This window comes from Flectobacillus rivi, from assembly GCF_030056655.1.
GTDB lineage: Bacteria > Bacteroidota > Bacteroidia > Cytophagales > Spirosomataceae > Flectobacillus > Flectobacillus rivi.
The window spans coordinates 252160-269095 of record NZ_JASHIE010000005.1; the positions used below are offsets into that span (position 1 = coordinate 252160).

At 37.9% G+C, this 16936-nt stretch carries 12 protein-coding genes; 5 read left to right on the forward strand and 7 right to left on the reverse strand.

All coding sequences use genetic code 11. The features are described 5' to 3' along the window. Positions 1-123: 123 nt before the first annotated feature. The 6 genes from QM481_RS08965 to QM481_RS08990 form a co-directional block, all read right to left on the reverse strand. Positions 124-3327, reverse strand: coding sequence for a S41 family peptidase (locus QM481_RS08965; RefSeq protein ID WP_283381490.1), 3204 nt, complete (start codon positions 3325-3327; stop codon positions 124-126). A gap of 243 nt (positions 3328-3570) precedes the next feature. Then, positions 3571-7179 carry a M4 family metallopeptidase gene (locus tag QM481_RS08970; RefSeq protein ID WP_283381491.1) on the reverse strand — a complete coding sequence of 1203 codons (3609 nt, stop codon included), beginning with the start codon at positions 7177-7179 and terminating at the stop codon, positions 3571-3573. Between the two features lie 485 nt (positions 7180-7664). Further along, positions 7665-8417 (reverse strand): class I SAM-dependent methyltransferase, encoded by a 753-nt coding sequence (locus QM481_RS08975; protein ID WP_283381492.1) that lies wholly within the window; start codon positions 8415-8417, stop codon positions 7665-7667. A 43-nt stretch (positions 8418-8460) separates the two neighbouring features. Beyond that, positions 8461-8862 (reverse strand): hypothetical protein, encoded by a 402-nt coding sequence (locus QM481_RS08980; protein ID WP_283381493.1) that lies wholly within the window; start codon positions 8860-8862, stop codon positions 8461-8463. A 271-nt stretch (positions 8863-9133) separates the two neighbouring features. After that, entirely contained in the window at positions 9134-10318 is a 1185-nt protein-coding gene (locus QM481_RS08985) for a M20 metallopeptidase family protein (RefSeq protein ID WP_283381494.1), read from the reverse strand. A 75-nt stretch (positions 10319-10393) separates the two neighbouring features. Further along, positions 10394-11845, reverse strand: a complete 1452-nt coding sequence (locus tag QM481_RS08990) for a M61 family metallopeptidase (RefSeq protein ID WP_283381495.1) — start codon at positions 11843-11845, stop codon at positions 10394-10396. A gap of 272 nt (positions 11846-12117) precedes the next feature. On the opposite strand from QM481_RS08990, the gene rpmH reads away from it, so the two are divergent. The 5 genes from rpmH to QM481_RS09015 all read left to right on the forward strand — a co-directional run bounded on the left by rpmH (position 12118) and on the right by QM481_RS09015 (position 15953). Beyond that, on the forward strand, positions 12118-12273 hold the full coding sequence (rpmH, locus tag QM481_RS08995) for a 50S ribosomal protein L34 (RefSeq protein ID WP_095161102.1): 156 nt from the start codon (positions 12118-12120) through the stop codon (positions 12271-12273). An 84-nt stretch (positions 12274-12357) separates the two neighbouring features. Then, positions 12358-12744, forward strand: a complete 387-nt coding sequence (gene rnpA, locus QM481_RS09000) for a ribonuclease P protein component (protein WP_166552615.1) — start codon at positions 12358-12360, stop codon at positions 12742-12744. A gap of 163 nt (positions 12745-12907) precedes the next feature. Continuing rightward, a complete protein-coding gene (locus QM481_RS09005; RefSeq protein ID WP_283381496.1) occupies positions 12908-14572 on the forward strand; it encodes a S41 family peptidase in 1665 nt (554 codons plus the stop codon). A gap of 138 nt (positions 14573-14710) precedes the next feature. Beyond that, a complete protein-coding gene (gene tsaB, locus QM481_RS09010; RefSeq protein ID WP_283381497.1) occupies positions 14711-15406 on the forward strand; it encodes a tRNA (adenosine(37)-N6)-threonylcarbamoyltransferase complex dimerization subunit type 1 TsaB in 696 nt (231 codons plus the stop codon). Positions 15407-15440: 34 nt separating this feature from the next. Then, positions 15441-15953: a DUF2480 family protein gene (locus tag QM481_RS09015; RefSeq protein ID WP_283381498.1), complete on the forward strand. Its 513-nt coding sequence runs from the start codon at positions 15441-15443 to the stop codon at positions 15951-15953. A 191-nt stretch (positions 15954-16144) separates the two neighbouring features. Here QM481_RS09015 and QM481_RS09020 read toward each other — a convergent pair whose 3' ends face one another. Then, a complete protein-coding gene (locus QM481_RS09020; RefSeq protein ID WP_095161099.1) occupies positions 16145-16660 on the reverse strand; it encodes an HNH endonuclease in 516 nt (171 codons plus the stop codon). Between the last annotated feature and the right edge of the window lie 276 nt (positions 16661-16936).

Consider the following 16936-nt stretch of genomic DNA (forward strand, 5'->3'; position numbering starts at 1 on the left):
AGTTGTGAATATTTTAAAAACTATAAGTAATGTATTCACAACCCACTCATTCACTCAATCTCCATTCACTAAATTGGGATTGAGTGAATGAGTGATTATTTTCATAAAACTTCTACTACTCCTCTATTTCAAAGATTTCAAAATCTCTTCAATCGCTTTATCTAATTGTGGATCTTTGTTTTCAAGACGATCAGTGAACGTTTGAGGAATCGAAATATCTGGACTTACGCCTTCTTTTTCCAAGTCTTTACCATCTAAAGTATAGCATCCCCAAGATGGTAAACGATAAAACGAACCATCCACCAGACCTTTGCCCGAAGTAAAGATAATCCAACGATAGGTTTCTGTACCGATAATCTTACCCAGTTTTAATTGTTTGAAGCCCTGTGCTGTCATCTCGGCATCACTCAGAGATTGTTCGTTGATTAATAACACAATTGGTTTATCTGCAGGATTAAAGTTGGGCTGAATAGTAAACTGGCCTTCACGATATTTCCACTTCAAATAGGCACGTTGTGATAGGAAATTCAAGACCAAATCGTGTACATTTCCTCCTCTGTTGTTACGAATATCGAAAATCAAACCTTCACGGTTATAGGCTTCTGAGGTAACATCAATCATAAACTTCTCAAACTCTCCACGCCCCATATCGCTCATGTGTACATAAGCAATGCGCTTATTAGACTTGGTGTCTACATATTCTTGATTTTGATCAATCCATTCGTCATACAAACCACGGATTTGTGCATAACTGCGTTGTGGATGAACTTTGGTCGTAAATGTTTTGCCACCACGCTCAAATGTCAAACTAATTTCGTCATCCAACGATGGTTTTGAGAAATAGAAATCACGGTTGATATTGGCGACAACGCTATCAGTATTTACTTTCACTAATTTATCTCCTGGACGAATATCTTTATCTGCTTTGTCCGAAATGGAGTTTTTGATTACGTATTTTACCACATAAGGATTTTCGTTTTCAAATACAATCCCTACGTTTTGAGAAACAGCTTTGTAGAAAGTGGCATCTTCCTCACCATCAGTCGAAAAGCCTAGGTGTGAGGCATTCAGCTCGCCTAGCATATCCATCAATAAAGTACGCAAATCTGCTCTATTGTTGATAGCAGGTAAAAACTTTGCATATTTCTCTCGTGTTTTTACCCAATCTAAACCATTGAATTTTTCATCATAAAAATTCTCTTGTACACCCGCCCAAGCTTCATAGAACATTTGTTGGAATTCATTGGCTAAATTTTTACGGAAAGTAAAATTCAAGTCAATTTTGTCAAGCTTGTTTCCATCGAGGTTGAGTTTATAGATGTTTCCGCCAACCAGTGCAAAGTATTTGCCATCTGCAACAGCAACTTCATAATCGTACACACTAGCACCTTCTACTTTTTCAGTTTTGTTTTTAGCAAAAGGAGCTATGGTTGTTTTGTATAATGCGCCATTTCCTCCTTCATGATTTGAAACAAAAAGTACCGAAGTTTTATCTTCTTTCTGGAACACAACAGGGCTATCTGCTGAGCCAAAATCAGGACTAATTTGCTCGAATCGCTGCATCAAACCTTCCATATTGATGACAATCGGTACAATTTTAGGCGCTGGAGCTGGTTCTGGTTTTTTCTCTGGTTCTTTTTTGCCTTTAGCCTTTGCGTCTTTAGGCTCTTCTTTTTTCTCGTCCTTTTTCTCTTCTTTCTTTTCTTCTTTAAATAAGTCATTGAACTTATCAGATTTGAAAGGAGTATCTATTTTGCTCAAGGCAATACGGTAAATACGCCCGTTGGTCAAGCCAAAAGGGTAGCTGGCTTTAGTACGGTCAGACTCGAAATAGATATACTTGCTATCGGGCGACCAATATGGATTGGTTTCGGTAATACCTGTATTGGTTAAATTAATGAGCTTTTTATCGGCCAAATGATACAAGAAAATGTCTTGTTCAAAATTGCGATAGGCCGAAAACATGACATATTCACCATTAGGCGAAAAGTAGGGTTTAGGATTATATAGCGCCCAAAGCTCTTCTTTTACGACTGTATTCGAGACAAGTGTTTTGAGGTCTAGTACACGAATTTCATTTTTACCACTGATATATACCGCCTGAGTTTTCTCCTTATTGAAGGTGATATTACGGTTATTTTGCTCGTCAGAAGTAAGCTGTTTAGCCTTACCTTTTCCATCTGCTCCAATCGTGAAAAGGTTATAGTAACCTTTTTCGGTAGTTTGTGTAAAAAGTAGAGTTTTATTGTCTGAAAGCCATTTTACTTCTACCACACGACCATGAGCATCTATTGGAATTTGAGCAATGTATTTACCTTCTACATCAGAAACAAATAAGGCTCCTCTTGAGGAATAAGCCAACTTTTTGCCATCTGTCGACACATCAAACCCAGCGATATTACCACTTACCTTAAAGTCTTGTTCGTGTGGTAAAACATAGTTGCGTAGTGGATTTGGGTTAATTTTTTGAGAAGTCTTACTTGCAACGTCATACACATATAATTGGTATTCTTTTTCAAAAACGACCTTCTGTCCGTTAGCACTCACTTGCGGACGTTTGATTGCCTCTGGGAATTGCGTCAAAGCGACCTTTTGTCCATTCTGGAAAGTGTACAAATTGTATTGACCATTGGCTTCGTCTGAGGCGAAATAGACATTGCCACTACGGTCGATGCTTGCCCAAAGGTCTTTACCGATGTAATTGGTATAACGCTTGTAGGCTTTGGTTTTAGGATTGTAAGATTGAATGTCTGGGTTAAACGCCCCTTTATAGCCTTTACGGGTACTTTGGTTATCACTTTCCCAAGTATCATTGAAGAATATTTCACCCGTAGTTGGGTGTTCAGCTACGTTGTGAATACGATTGAAAAAATGTGAGAATAAGCGAACAGGAGTACCTCCACTAAGATCGAGCTTATAGGCAGTTCCATCATTTTGTGCACCAGAACTCAGATATATACTTTTTGAATCCCATGACCAAGATTCCACGTAATCTTGGGTATCATGGAATGTTAATTGACGAATGGCACCGCCTTCGAGAGGCATCACATACACATCTGGATTACCGTATTGAGAACCTGTAAAGGCCAGCCATTTACCATCAGGAGAGATTTTCGGACGACTTTCTGTACCTCGCATAGCTGTGAGGCGAGTTGAGACTTTGGTATTGAGGTCTGTTTTCCAAATATCTCCTTCAAAACAATACACAAGGGTTTGCGCATCAGGGCTGATTGAAGGGAAAGAAGCAAAATAGGTTTCACTATTTTGTGCTACAATCGTCTGAGATACTAATCCCGCCGCAAGCGAGAATAAAGTAGTTTTTAACATAATTTCAGGTTTGAAATAAGATGATGAAATGAGTTTTACATTAAGGCACAAAGTGTACAGGCACAGAGGGACAAAGGGTTCACTAAAAACTTTGTGCCTTTGTGCCTGTATACTTTGTGCCTATTTTTTTAGTTCTTACGTAAAACTAACCTAGTCTTTCTAAAAAACAAAAGGCGTTAGGATGAATGTATCCTAACGCCTTTGTACGGCAATACTATTTCGCAAAATAGAGGGGTTATGAGCCTACAATTTGATTACTTTTTGTCTTCCATCACCCTCTTTAGTTTTTACATCTAAGATATAATTACCAGCTGGAAGCGATTGAAGATTAATCAGTTGCTCGTTTTGTCGGTTACCTTCTATCATTTGTAAAATATTTCCTTCGGTATTAATGACATGGATAGACTCGATTCTGTTTTGAGTACCAACTTGCACTTTTGTCATATCCTGTATTGGATTCGGAGAAACTATAACGCCTTTGCTATCCAGTGGTTCAAAACCTAAAACTTTGCCAATTGGAGCGTCTTGACGAGCATCCGACATCACGCTTTTACAACCATCAGTTGTTACGACCTGTACCGTAAAACTAGAACCCGAAGTCACTGCAATTGAGCGGAGACCTATTTGGTCACTCAAAACTGTACCATTTCTGTACCATACGTTTCCAGTGGTAGCACTTGAAGTATATTCCCAATAATCACCGTTGGCATCAGTCTTTTTCACCACTGAAATGGAGGGTTTCGCAGGATTGACACAGAATGAATCTATCTGAGAAACGGCATAATACTGCGTATTCCCATCCTGATAAGCCCCATAGCGCACTCGTCCTGCTGTTCCGTTTAACGTAATTTTATTACTAGAAATAGAAGCAGGTCCTCCCAGTACAGACGTTATCACACTTAATCCTGAATTGGAGCTTGCTGTAATAGTAAAGGCTGCGTCGCCAACCGTTTTATCTGGAACTTTGGTAATAGTTAGAGCTTGAGATTTCTTTTGCGGCAAAGTACGAGCTACGTTTGTGTACCAAACAGCAAAAGAGGATTCTTGCGTTAATGTCTTTTGCGTAGAAGCAATACCCACACGTTTGTCGTTTTTGTCTAGTTGAATAATATCCGTATTCTCTTGTCCAGTTTTAGCATCTAGGGCATTAAAAATCACATAATCATCGCTTCTTGAGAATTCTGGATAACCAATGGTATTGTTGATGGCTGTAATTTGTAAGTCGGAAGGACGAGATAAGTTGACACCCAAAACAGCATAATCATCACCTTGACTATCTGAATAGAAATAATCAAAGGCCAACATATTGGTGGAGTTTTTAGAAAAAGCAGGACTACCAACGTTTTCTCCCTCGACCAAATCATTAATGAGTTTATTGACAACACCTGTTCCGAAGGTATTTTTTTGATTACTCCAAACATTAATAAAACCTACATCCCAATATTCAATTTTAGAATTAGTAGCAGTTTTGTACTGATTAAAGGCATCGTAAACTAAGTTTTCACCGTCATAATCCCATTCAAACGAATCTGCATAAAGTACTTGACCTGTTTTTACACCTGAGTAGGTTGGATTATACAATCTAAACTTACGCCCAGGAATAGAACTTCCTGAAGCACTTAGGTCATAAACATAAATACTAGTATCGACTTTGGTCGTGATAGCGGCTAAGCGCTTACCATCTTTCGAAACCGCCACATTATCCCAACCAGCGGCAGAAATAAGCTCTTGCTTGATGGTTGAGCTTTGGTCGTTAGGAGAGAAAGTCTTTACAGTACTTAAATCAATGCGATAGATACCATTATCTTGTTTTACGAAATAGGCATATTTGCCATCATCGGTAACACTTGGTTTGTTTTTCAGCACAATATTTTTAGCAATCAAAACATACGTGCTAGTATTTACAACCGTATCCAACACATACAATGATTTGTCTTTAGGATCGTAACTTAAGATAAAAGAAGACCCTTTTTTAGTTGGAACATCATTGGATGGCGCTGGAACTGGCGTGGTAGTTCCTGTATTTGGCGTTGTATTTGGTGGGTTTGAGTCGGTAATACCAACTGCATCGAAAGCACTTTTGGCAGCATTTACTTCGGTACTATTGGTTCCATATAAATCTGTGGCCGACTGAATCACAGCACGACGCAAATCAAGAAACTTTGAGCTACTGGTCAAGTATTTCGTCAAGGTACGATAATATACAGCTTCTGCTTTTTCCTTTGAATTAATAGATGTTGCAAAGCGATAATATGCATAATTGACAATACCAGAGTTGATATGCACTCCATAATTATCTTCCGAACCTGTATAATATTGATTCATGCTGGCAGGCTGAAAACCATCATCTCGAAGGCTCGAACCACCTTGGTTTGGATTTGATAAATCTCTTAATGGTTTAGAACCTTTTACTACATCTTCGCCCATAAACCAATCATCACGGTCAATCATGGCTCCGAAAATATCTGCCATCGATTCATTAATCGCACCTGATTGTCCACGATATACCAAGTTGGCTGTATTTTCGACTACCCCGTGAGTCATTTCATGTCCAGCTACGTCAAGTCCTCCTGCTAAGGGTTTAAACATGGTTGCTCCTCTACCATAGCCCATAAATTCGCCATTCCAAAACGCATTGTCCATCGCTTTGCCATCTTCATCAGTCAAGTTGATTAGAGAGATTATACTACCTCCTTTACCATTCAACGATTTTCTACCAAAGGTTTTTTCATAATAATCATACGCCAAACTGGCATTATAATGTGCAGAAACGGACTCTGTATTTGTCCAAGTATTGTTGGTAGAAGATACCTGACGTACTGTTACATCATTTACAGATGAACCTGCGGCATTGAGCGTCCATAAAACACCTTGCGGATTTTCGACATTGATTGTTCCGCCTTTGTACATACTTTTTGAGGCATCAATCATGTAGTAGCTTGAACCAACCAAATAGGTATTGATAGAGCGAGTTTTACCATTCAAATCTACAGCATTTGCTTTTTGTGGTCCATCGAGCGTACAGGTATAGCTATACTTATCTAAAATTTCGCCCGAATTGGCATCTATCATATAAATCCATCTTTCCAAAAAGTTAGGACGAACCACTACTTCGTAAGCCAAGTGTTGATCGTTTACTGATTCATTTTTATGATAAACAAAAAGCTTTGACTGAGGCTTTTCATATTTCAGCATAGCTTTTTCGGCAAAACTCAAAGTACGAAATTTGGTTTGTTGCTGAACATCCTGAAGAGCCACCGAAGCAATCTGCTCAGTTCCCATACTAGGTTCGGTTAAAGCTAAACTCGGTGTTGGGTAAAGCTTACCATTCAGAACCTCTACGGCATCGTCCTTGGTATGCAACATAATTTGAGCCCCATACACAGGAATGCCCTTATACATCTGTTGTACACGGATATGAGTTTGATTAAGGTTATCATTCTCAATCTGATTCACATCAAATTCCTCTTCTACATTTTTGAAATGTAAATACTTCTGAACAGCCGACAAATAGCTGTAAGCCGCCGAAGCTTCAGAAGATCGACCTGCTTTGGTTGTAGTATTAGAAGAAAGATTTTTGGGCTTACCCACGATAAACGATGGCATACCATTTTCATCTCTCGAAATACTCAAACCATCTTTTTTAGCCATCAAATTTTCTCGAAAAACACTATTCGAATACTGAAAATTATAGCGAGAAAAAGAAGAAGGTTCTACACTTTTAGAAAAATCAACCATGGGCAAACTTGGACTTGTGCCTTGCCCTGATTTAGATTTTTGCTTGAAAGTTTTTTGCGCCTGTGCTGTAGATATGCATCCTAGCAAGGCCATAAAAAGTAAAGTTTTTTTCATAAGACAAAAGAATTAACGGACCTAATTTATAGTGCAGAATTGAGTTATGAATTAGGGTTATAAAAACTGTTTATTTCGGATAGCAGATGTTGGATTTCGGAAGTATAATCTTCTATATTTTGTAAGAAATAAAGGTATTTTACTTTATCTCCGAAATCAAAAATCCCAAATTTGAAATTGTTTGAAATCCTTCGTACACTACTAGTTATGAATTGTGAATACAAAAATTATTAATGAAGCTGTTTAAACTTTTCAAAAAATATATTTTATTGATTAATTCTTCGTCTTACTTTTTGTCTTAATACAAAAAGTAACAAAAAAATCAAGAATTTATAAACTCGCTGCGCTCAAACAGTATAAATTCATTGCTTACGCAAGCAATTTTACGAAAGTTTAAACAGCTTCAATACGCAATAGGCTTACTGTTTGCCGTCTAAGGATTTTATAGAAACACAGATAAACATGAAAAGCAAGCGCTTTTTATATTATTGCTCAATTTTTCCTGCTTTCAAGAATATCGGAAAGCTTACTTGAAACTTCAAATTCTCCGTGTATTTCTCTCTACATCGCTGTATAAACTCCGTAACAGGATTACTGCCATTTTGCTGTATGTATCTTTGGACGCTCGACCATGTGTTTAGATACCCTTCCAACTGGTCAAAATTCCAAAAATATTGCATCGAAAACTCAGGTGTTGGAATAGACTCAAAAGGGAAAGGAATTGTAGTATATTTTTGGTCGATATGACCACGTTCGCCATCCCAATATGAACCAATTTGTTCTTGATAAAAATGTTGAAAATCTTGATTCAAAGTTGGATATTCTTCAATCAATAAAGTGCCATATCCCCAGAAAGCTAGTAGCGCATTAGGCTTTGCAATTCGTTTGATTTCTTGGTAAAAAGCTTCAAAATTAAACCAGTGAATAGCCTGTCCGACTGTGATTAAATCAAATGTAGCATCTGCAAAAGGCGTTTTTTCAGCCTGCGAGATTTGATAATGGATATTGCTCGCCTGAAAAGCATTATCTAACTGCTTTTGACTAATATCAGTAGCCTCGACTTGTTGAAACTTTTGGGCTAAAATTCTTGCTACTTGACCATTACCCGTGGCACAATCCCAAGCATTTTCAAACTTATCCACATATTGAAAGATAAAATCATAAAGTTCCTGTGGATAAGTCGGGCGAAACTGGGCGTATAAATTGGCTTGTGTTGAAAATCTGTCTTTGGGAAGCATAAATACATTGAGATTGCTTAAATGTTTTTATCTATTTTCAATCCTAGTTTTTGATTTTATCCATCAGTGACTGATAAAATGTTTTGATAGAATCATTCACATTCTTAGGATTGGTCCATTGGGTTTTGTAAGAGAATTTTTTACCCTCCGAAAAAACGAGATAATGGTTCATATTACCTGTTTCATTCTGTGACAAGCTATCAAGATGGAGCCCTTGAACAGCCTTAAATATTTTTTTGGTTTGGGATTTTGTGAGCTTCTGAATAACCTTTACCGAGTCGCTTTTATTGGTTCGATAAAGAATTTCTCCAGAAGGTTTAATGGTGTAAGATTGCCATAAATTAGCAAATCCACCACCCGAACCAACGGTAATTTCTTGTTCTTTCGGAATACTTTTGCAGGCAAACACGCCAAAAATGAAGCTAAAGAGTATAAGTTTTTTCATAGAATCCATGTTTAGGACTTAGTACTGTACAAAGGATTATAAAAACTGTTTATTTCGGATATGGGATATTGGATTTCGGAAGTGTAAGTTCCTATATTTTGAAAAAAATAAAGACATACCTCTTATATTTCCGAAATCAGAAATCCCAAATCTGAAATAGTTTGAAATCCTTCGTACATTCTTATTTAGGAATCGGGTATCTAAAAAAATATCGGGTAAAGTTATGCACTCTACCCGATATTCATATAGTTGTATTTGAGAAAAATAAAGTTTATAGCGTCTGTAACTCTTGAACGGTCAACCAGCTCATTAAACCAGCACCAATTTCTAGCGCATTTTCATCAATATCAAATGTTGGCGTATGTACTCCCGAAATAATGCCTCTTTCTTCGTTGCGAGTTCCTAAACGGTAGAAACAAGCATCTACATGATGTGTATAGAAGGCAAAATCCTCAGCAGCCAACCAAATATCCAAATCAATTACATTTTCCTGTCCCATATAATCAATCGCTGCACCTTTCATACGGCGTGTTAATTCTGGTTCGTTTTGCAAGAAAGGGTACCCTTTTTGGATAAATACCTCACATGTTCCACCCATAGCTTCGGCAGTTAGTTCGGCAATTTTTCTGATTTTTTCCAAGCCTTCAGCACGCCATTGCTCGTCCATCGCTCTAAAAGTACCTTCGATATATACCTCATTTGGAATAACATTGGTTGCTCCGTTGGCAATTACTTTTCCGAAAGTCAATACTGAAGGATAGCGAGGGTTACGGTTACGAGAAATAATTTGTTGCATCGACACAATGATATGCGAAGCTATCAATACAGGGTCGATACAGTTTTCAGGCATTGCTCCGTGTCCACCTTTTCCTTTTACAGTTAAGTATAACTCATCTGCTGAAGCCATATACATTCCTTCGCGGAAACCGATTTTTCCAACAGGAATATTAGGAGCCACGTGCTGCCCCAACATTTTGTGAGGGGCAGGGTTTTGTAATGCTCCTTGCTCAATCATAATACTGGCACCACCTGGGGCTTTTTCTTCAGCGGGTTGAAATACCAATTTTACTGTTCCTTCAAAATCATTTTTGAGTTGACTCAAAATTCTTGAAGTACCCAATAAAGAAGCCGTATGCACATCGTGCCCACAAGCGTGCATTACACCAGGATTTTGTGATTTATAAGGTACATCATTGGCTTCAACAATCGGTAAAGCATCCATATCTGCACGCAAAGCCACCACTTTTTTACTAGGATTACGACCTTCGATGGTTGCAACTAAGCCTGTGTTAGCAATTTCGGTAGGAGTAATCCCCATCGATTTTAGCTGTTCGGCTACGTATTTTTGTGTATTAAATTCTTGGAACGAAAGCTCTGGGTTTGTGTGCAAATAACGACGATTGGCCACAAACTCACCCGCCATGGATGCAGCTAATTGTTTAATTTTATCTTTCATTTTTCTAAATATTTCGAGTAGCAATGGGTCTTTATTCGACCAAACTAGATAGCAAAGTTACATCACAACTAGCCTTTAGCCCAACCAATTACGTAAATTCTCATTATCATTATCTACTTGTCCTACCGTGAGGCGAAGATTTTCGTCGAAACTAGCCTCAATTCCATACCATGCCAAGCGTGCTTGTACTTGTTCTTGCAAAGGAATATTTCCAGTAATACATTCTGCAAAATAGGTATCCAAACTACCTCCAAATACTTGCTCAGCTAATTGTTTATAATCGAATAAAGAATACCCAAGTCCAGAATCTCCAAATTTTTCCCACATCAACCGCATTACATCATGGATAGATTTTTGATGCTGAGTTGCTTCACGAATCAAACCATCTAATAACAAGGCAACAACCGCTCCCTTGTTATAAATTGATACACGACGATTAGGGATAGAAGCTACATACCCATCAAGCCACAAGTCCATCGAAGCCTCAACCAAAGACATTGGCGAGCGTCCATCTTGCTCAAAATGGCGACGAATGGTCGTAGTAAACTCATTCAAATAGGCATCCAACGAAAATACACCTGACTGTTTTAAGAAAACATCCCCCAAATACGTCGTAACACCTTCTGCTACAAAACCAGTAGGAAAATAATTTTCTTTAGTAAAATCGTAAGGCATCATCTCCACAGGACGAATCTTACAAATATTCCAAGCATGATATAGCTCATGTGAACTTACTCCTAATAAATCTGTATATAAACCATCTCCCTCAGTATCTGGACCCAGTACAATCATGGTTGAATTACGATGCTCGACGCCATGATAGAAGGCTACAGGCAATATCCAGTTGATAAAATGGTAGTCTTTTTCAGGGAAATCTCCCATGATATCAATTTGTTTTTCAGAAAAACGAGTAAAATCTGAAAGAATTTTCTCCCAGTTTGGCTGATAATTTCCCAAAAACCAAACATAAAATTGAATACCTGCTGCCTTATACGTTTGACACTGTAAATATGGACTTGCCAATACTGGAGAATCTACCAACTGATAGTAATCTTGTGCTAACAAAGTTTTTCCTTCTATTGGCATCCCACAAGCGATTTTATACTCATCGGTTACACCAAGCTCAACGGTACAGGGCTCGTGCATGCGCCCACTTACATAAGGCAAACAGTTTACGAAGTTGACATACATCGTATTTTCATCTACGTATGAGCTGCCCGCATTGGCAAAAACGCCATTAGGATGCTGAATATAAGCGTAATAACGAAGTCTGATAGTTAATTTTGAGATATTTTTGGTATAGACTTTCCAGCGATCTTTGTTTACTTTATGAAACTCCACGGGGTTTTGCTGTTCGTCAAAAATTTCGAACTTTTGAATATTTTTAGCAAAATTCTGTAGCTCATAACGTCCCGGACGCCAAGCAGGTAATTGAATTTTTATACGGTCAGATGTAATGTTCTCCACCGCCAATTCTACAGTCAAGAAATGGTTTTGTGGATTTTCTGCATAAATTTTGTATCTCATATTTTATTGATATAGCTAAAGCCGCAAGGTACTATTATTCACAAAGAATCCAAAGTAACTCATAATCAACCTCCAAGCATTTAGAATCTTTTGTAAAAGTAGTTTGCAATTAAAAAATAATTGAGTACCTTTGCAGTCCTAATTTCGGGGCAAAAGATTTTTGTATTTTGAAAATTTTCACTGATACTTCAGACATCCTTTGATAATTTTCCAAAATATCTCTGAAAATCAGTCAGTTCATATTGTAAAAGGCATTTCAATTTTCAATAGCAATGAAAAGAACGTTTCAACCATCGGTAAGAAAGAGAAAAAACAAGCACGGATTCCGTGAAAGAATGTCAACTGCAAATGGTCGCCGTGTATTGGCAGCTCGCCGTGCAAGAGGAAGACACAAATTGACAGTTTCAGACGAGAAGAGAGGTAAATAATACAAAGTTTCTGCGTTTCGTGTTTCAAGTATCGTGTGAACAGTTGCTCAACGCGATTCCAGAGACACTTACATGAGACTTTGCATGAAAGCAACTTTAAAGAAATCTGAACGACTTTCCAGTAAGAAGGTAATTGGTTCCCTCTTTGACAAGGGTAGTGAAAACACCAAATCGGTTTTTCTCTACCCTTTTCGTGTTTCTTATTTTCTACAAGAATTACCCAACGAAAATACAGAACCCGCACTTCCTCAGATGCTTATCTCTGTATCTAAGCGTTATTTCAAACACGCCGTTGACCGTAATCTAGTCAAACGTCGCACCAGAGAAGCTTATCGTCTCAACAAATCTATCCTGCTTCAAAAAAAGGACAACCCTCTACCAGCATCCATCGCTTTTGTGTATATTGGTAAAAAAATCGAAGATTTTGCTAAAATCGAAAAGTCGATGAAGAGTATTTTGCATAAAATGTAATTTTACCCGCAATATGCTTTAAGCAATATGCCTTAAGCTAAAAGCTGTACTTCCCTAATGACTAAGCTTACAGCCTAAAGTTTTTTGTCCTACAAAATAACACAATCGCTTTGGCTTCGTTATATTCTTATTGGTGTAGAAAGAAAGCTGAATTAATCCTATTATGAAATTAAAACGACCTTACCGAGCCCTTTTGGCGACTTCTGCTCTTGTTGGAAGTTTATCTCTTGCTTCATTTACCGACCAAGGAGAGCGTTTTTTTGAAATTGCCAAAAACCTTGATATCTATGCTACGCTTTTCAAGGAGCTAAATCGCTATTATGTCGACGAAATAAATCCAAATCGTACTATCAAAATGTCTATCGACGCCATGTTGAAGTCATTTGACCCATATACCGTATTCTATGCCGAAGACGATATTGAGGACTACATGACTATGACCACTGGCAAGTATAATGGCATTGGCATTGTAACGGGCAATCGTTCGGGACGCATTACCGTAATGGCTATCGACGAAGGAACGCCTGCTGAAAAATCAGGCTTGCGTATTGGCGACGAAATTATAAAAGTAGACGGTATTGAACTTAGTAAAAAAGGTATTGACCCTGGCAAGCTCATCAAAGGACAAACGGGAACTGTCGTAAAACTTACCGTAAAACGCTATGGTAGCAATAAGCTAGAAGAAATTAGTGTCACGCGCGATGTCGTTAAAATGAAAAATGTTACCTACTACGGTATGATTAACGACGAAGTAGGATATATCGACCTTAAGGATTTTAATACCACCGCTGCCAAGGAAGTTCGTCAGGCATTTGCTGAATTGAAGGAAAAAGGCATGAAAAAACTCATCCTTGACTTGAGAGAAAACCCTGGAGGTCTCTTAAATATGGCGGTAGATATTTGTAATATTTTCTTACCAAAAGATTCAGAAATTGTTTCAACCAAAGGAAAAGTCGAAGAGTGGAACAAAACCTATTCGGGGGTAAAAGCTGCTGTAGATGTAGATATGCCTATATCGGTGTTGACCAACTCGAGAAGTGCTTCGGCTGCCGAAATTGTCGCTGGTGTAATTCAAGACTACGATCGTGGAGTGTTGGTTGGACAAAGAAGTTATGGAAAAGGTCTGGTGCAAATCACTCGTGATTTACCTTACAATACCAAACTCAAAGTAACTACTGCCAAATACTATACTCCAAGTGGTCGTTGTATTCAAGCAATTGACTACAGTCACCGCAACCCCGATGGTAGTGTTGGTAAAGTGCCAGATTCGCTCATGACGGCTTTCAAAACCGTTCGTAGCGGTCGTACTGTTTATGATGGTGGTGGAATTTTACCTGATGTTGAAGTCGAAAAACCAACTCCTGCGGTAGTAACCCAATCATTATCAGGAAGATTGATTTTGTTTGATTATGCTATCAAATACCATTTTGAGCATCCAACCATTAAGCCTGCCAAAGAATTTTCTTTGAGTGATGCCGAATATCAAGATTTTGTCAAATGGGCCGCTACACAAACTTTTGATTATACAACTCAAGCTGAAAAAGACTTGAATGAACTTGAGGCTTCTGCTAAAAAAGAAAGATATTATGACGCTGTAGCCGACCAGTTGAAAGCTTTGCGTACAAAACTTTCACACAACAAAGAAGCTGATATGATGAAGTTTAAGGATGAAATCAAAACAGCTTTGGAGCAAGAAATTGTGGTACATTATTATTTGCAGAAAGGTACTCGTGAGCAGTCATTTGCTAAAGACCCAGAAATACAAGCAGCCCTTAAGTTATTTGGCGATATGAATCGCTATAACAATATCTTGAAAGGAAAGAAATAGTATTCTGGCTATAAATATTTTGTAAATTTGTGTGCTTGGGGAGCAATTCTCAAGCACATTTTTGTTTAGATAGAGTGAGATATTGATTTTAACCCACTCACCAATAAAAACATTCGCAAAGCGAAATCTCAAATCATTATGTCTCTGATAGTTAGTATCGATACTTCGACCAAAGTTTGTTCTGTAGCATTACACAAAGAAGGCAAACTATTAGGTCTTTCTGAATTATTTACTGAAAAATCGCATTCAGGTATGTTGACTACATTGGTTGAAAATGTAGTTAAACAAGCTGGCTATGAGCTTTCACAACTCGATGCCATTGCTGTTGCCAAAGGACCAGGTTCTTATACAGGCTTGCGCATTGGCGTATCTACGGCAAAAGGGCTTTCATTTGCTTTAGACAAGCCTTTATTATCAGTAAATACCCTCGAAGCCATGGCCGCACAGCTCAAAGATATGTACGGTGCTGATACGCTACTTTGCCCGATGATTGATGCGCGTCGCATGGAAGTTTACTGTGGTGTTTGGAATACCGAAATGGGAACAATTAGTGAAATTGAGGCCAAAATTATTGACGAAACAGCTTTTATCTCATTGTTAGAAAAACAGCCTATTGTATTTTTTGGAGATGGTGCTGCCAAGTGCAAAAGCCAAATTGCTCATCCTAATGCCCATTTCCCAAATACAGAGTTATATCCGTCAGCTCGCACAGTAGGTGTATTAGCTCACAAGGCTTTTCAAGAACAAGCATTTGAAAATGTGGTGAGTTTTGAGCCTTTCTATTTAAAAGACTTTGTTGGAACAACTCCCAAAGCTGCCCAAAACAAAGCCTAACATTTGTTAGGCATGAATCTTAAGTTTTATTATCATGGAACTAGACGACCCAATTATCAATAAAGTAGCCAGCAGTGGATTGGTTACACTTGACCTTGAGGATTATTATCATCAAGGCGAACGAGTGATTTATGACCTGAAAGACAATCTATTCATGGGAATGATTTTGAAAGAAAAAGATTTTCGTGAGTTTCTCAAAAATCATGATTGGTCGATCTATGAAGGCAAAAACGTAGCTGTTATTTGTTCAGAAGACGCCATTATTCCGACATGGGCTTATATGCTTTTGGCACTTAAACTAAGTCCGTTTGCCAATGCTGTAGTATATGGCAACTTGGAGCAACTAGAAGATAAATTATACTATGACGCTATTGCCAAAATCAATCCTTTGGATTATGCAGATACAAGAGTAGTGGTAAAAGGCTGTTCAAAAGTACCTGTTCCTACATCAGCGTATGTAGAAATCACTCAAAAGCTCATGCCTCACGTCAAAAGCCTCATGTTTGGCGAGCCATGTAGTACTGTGCCTCTTTACAAGAAAAAATAAATCTGATTTGAAAATTGAGGATGTGAGGATTTGAAAATACGGGAATTTGAAGATTTGAAAATGATTTTATAAGACAGCGCTTTCTGCGATTGCTACTTATTTATGATATTTTTGTTCGTGTATTCAAATACAAATACTATTTTCCAAATCCCCACATCTTCAAATCATCACATTTCCAAATCTTCAAATCATTAAAATATCGCCTTTTCTCTTTTTCCCAAAAACGGAATCCAACTTGATTCTAAGCTTCCGCCCAAATCTCGAAGAAACATAATAAATGAGGGCTTAAATGGCTTACTTCTAAGTGGCATATTAGCCTCTTCTGGTGTTAAATCTCCTTTTTTTGAATTACATCTTCGACAGGCTGTAGTGAGATTATCCCATGTAGTACGTCCACCACGTGACTTTGGCATAACATGGTCGAGAGTAAGATCATCTTTGGAGCCACAGTACTGACATACATTGTGGTCACGACGGAAGATATTTTGACGAGACAAAATGACACCTTTATAAGGCATATAGATATACTTGTGAAGGCGAATAACCGAAGGCATAGGAAACGCCTGAGAAATACTATGTAATTGCTCGTTTTCGGATTCAGCCACCAAATCGGCCTTATTTAGGTACACTAACAAAAATGCTTTGGGAATAGAACAAACGGCTAATGCAGTGTAATCTTGATTCAATACTAAGACTTTCCGACCCATAACTAATTCAATTTTTAGTGAACAATATGGTCATCAGCCGAAGGTATTTTGTCAGTTACCTCTACTAATGACCTCAACGCTTGAGATGTTGGAATATATAGTTGTTATGAAACATGCTTATTTTAGTAAAATTCAATCGCACAAGGCTAACAGAAGGATGAAAACAAAACGGAAGTAGCTATTCAGAAATAGTAGTTTTCTTAAACCATTGAGTTTTCCAGATATTTGCAAATTAATGATAAATCTCAATAATACAACTCGTATATTCAAAAAATA

Bases quoted from the DNA above. Each gene is read 5' to 3' on its own strand.
- QM481_RS09005 (WP_283381496.1), top strand. From the start codon at position 12,908: ATGAAATTAAAACGACCTTACCGAGCCCTTTTGGCGACTTCTGCTCTT.
- QM481_RS08970 (WP_283381491.1), bottom strand. From the start codon at position 7,179: ATGAAAAAAACTTTACTTTTTATGGCCTTGCTAGGATGCATATCTACA.
- QM481_RS09020 (WP_095161099.1), bottom strand. From the start codon at position 16,660: ATGGGTCGGAAAGTCTTAGTATTGAATCAAGATTACACTGCATTAGCC.
- rnpA (WP_166552615.1), top strand. From the start codon at position 12,358: ATGAAAGCAACTTTAAAGAAATCTGAACGACTTTCCAGTAAGAAGGTA.
- tsaB (WP_283381497.1), top strand. From the start codon at position 14,711: ATGTCTCTGATAGTTAGTATCGATACTTCGACCAAAGTTTGTTCTGTA.
- QM481_RS08975 (WP_283381492.1), bottom strand. From the start codon at position 8,417: ATGCTTCCCAAAGACAGATTTTCAACACAAGCCAATTTATACGCCCAG.
- QM481_RS08980 (WP_283381493.1), bottom strand. From the start codon at position 8,862: ATGAAAAAACTTATACTCTTTAGCTTCATTTTTGGCGTGTTTGCCTGC.
- QM481_RS08965 (WP_283381490.1), bottom strand. From the start codon at position 3,327: ATGTTAAAAACTACTTTATTCTCGCTTGCGGCGGGATTAGTATCTCAG.
- rpmH (WP_095161102.1), top strand. From the start codon at position 12,118: ATGAAAAGAACGTTTCAACCATCGGTAAGAAAGAGAAAAAACAAGCAC.
- QM481_RS09015 (WP_283381498.1), top strand. From the start codon at position 15,441: ATGGAACTAGACGACCCAATTATCAATAAAGTAGCCAGCAGTGGATTG.
- QM481_RS08990 (WP_283381495.1), bottom strand. From the start codon at position 11,845: ATGAGATACAAAATTTATGCAGAAAATCCACAAAACCATTTCTTGACT.
- QM481_RS08985 (WP_283381494.1), bottom strand. From the start codon at position 10,318: ATGAAAGATAAAATTAAACAATTAGCTGCATCCATGGCGGGTGAGTTT.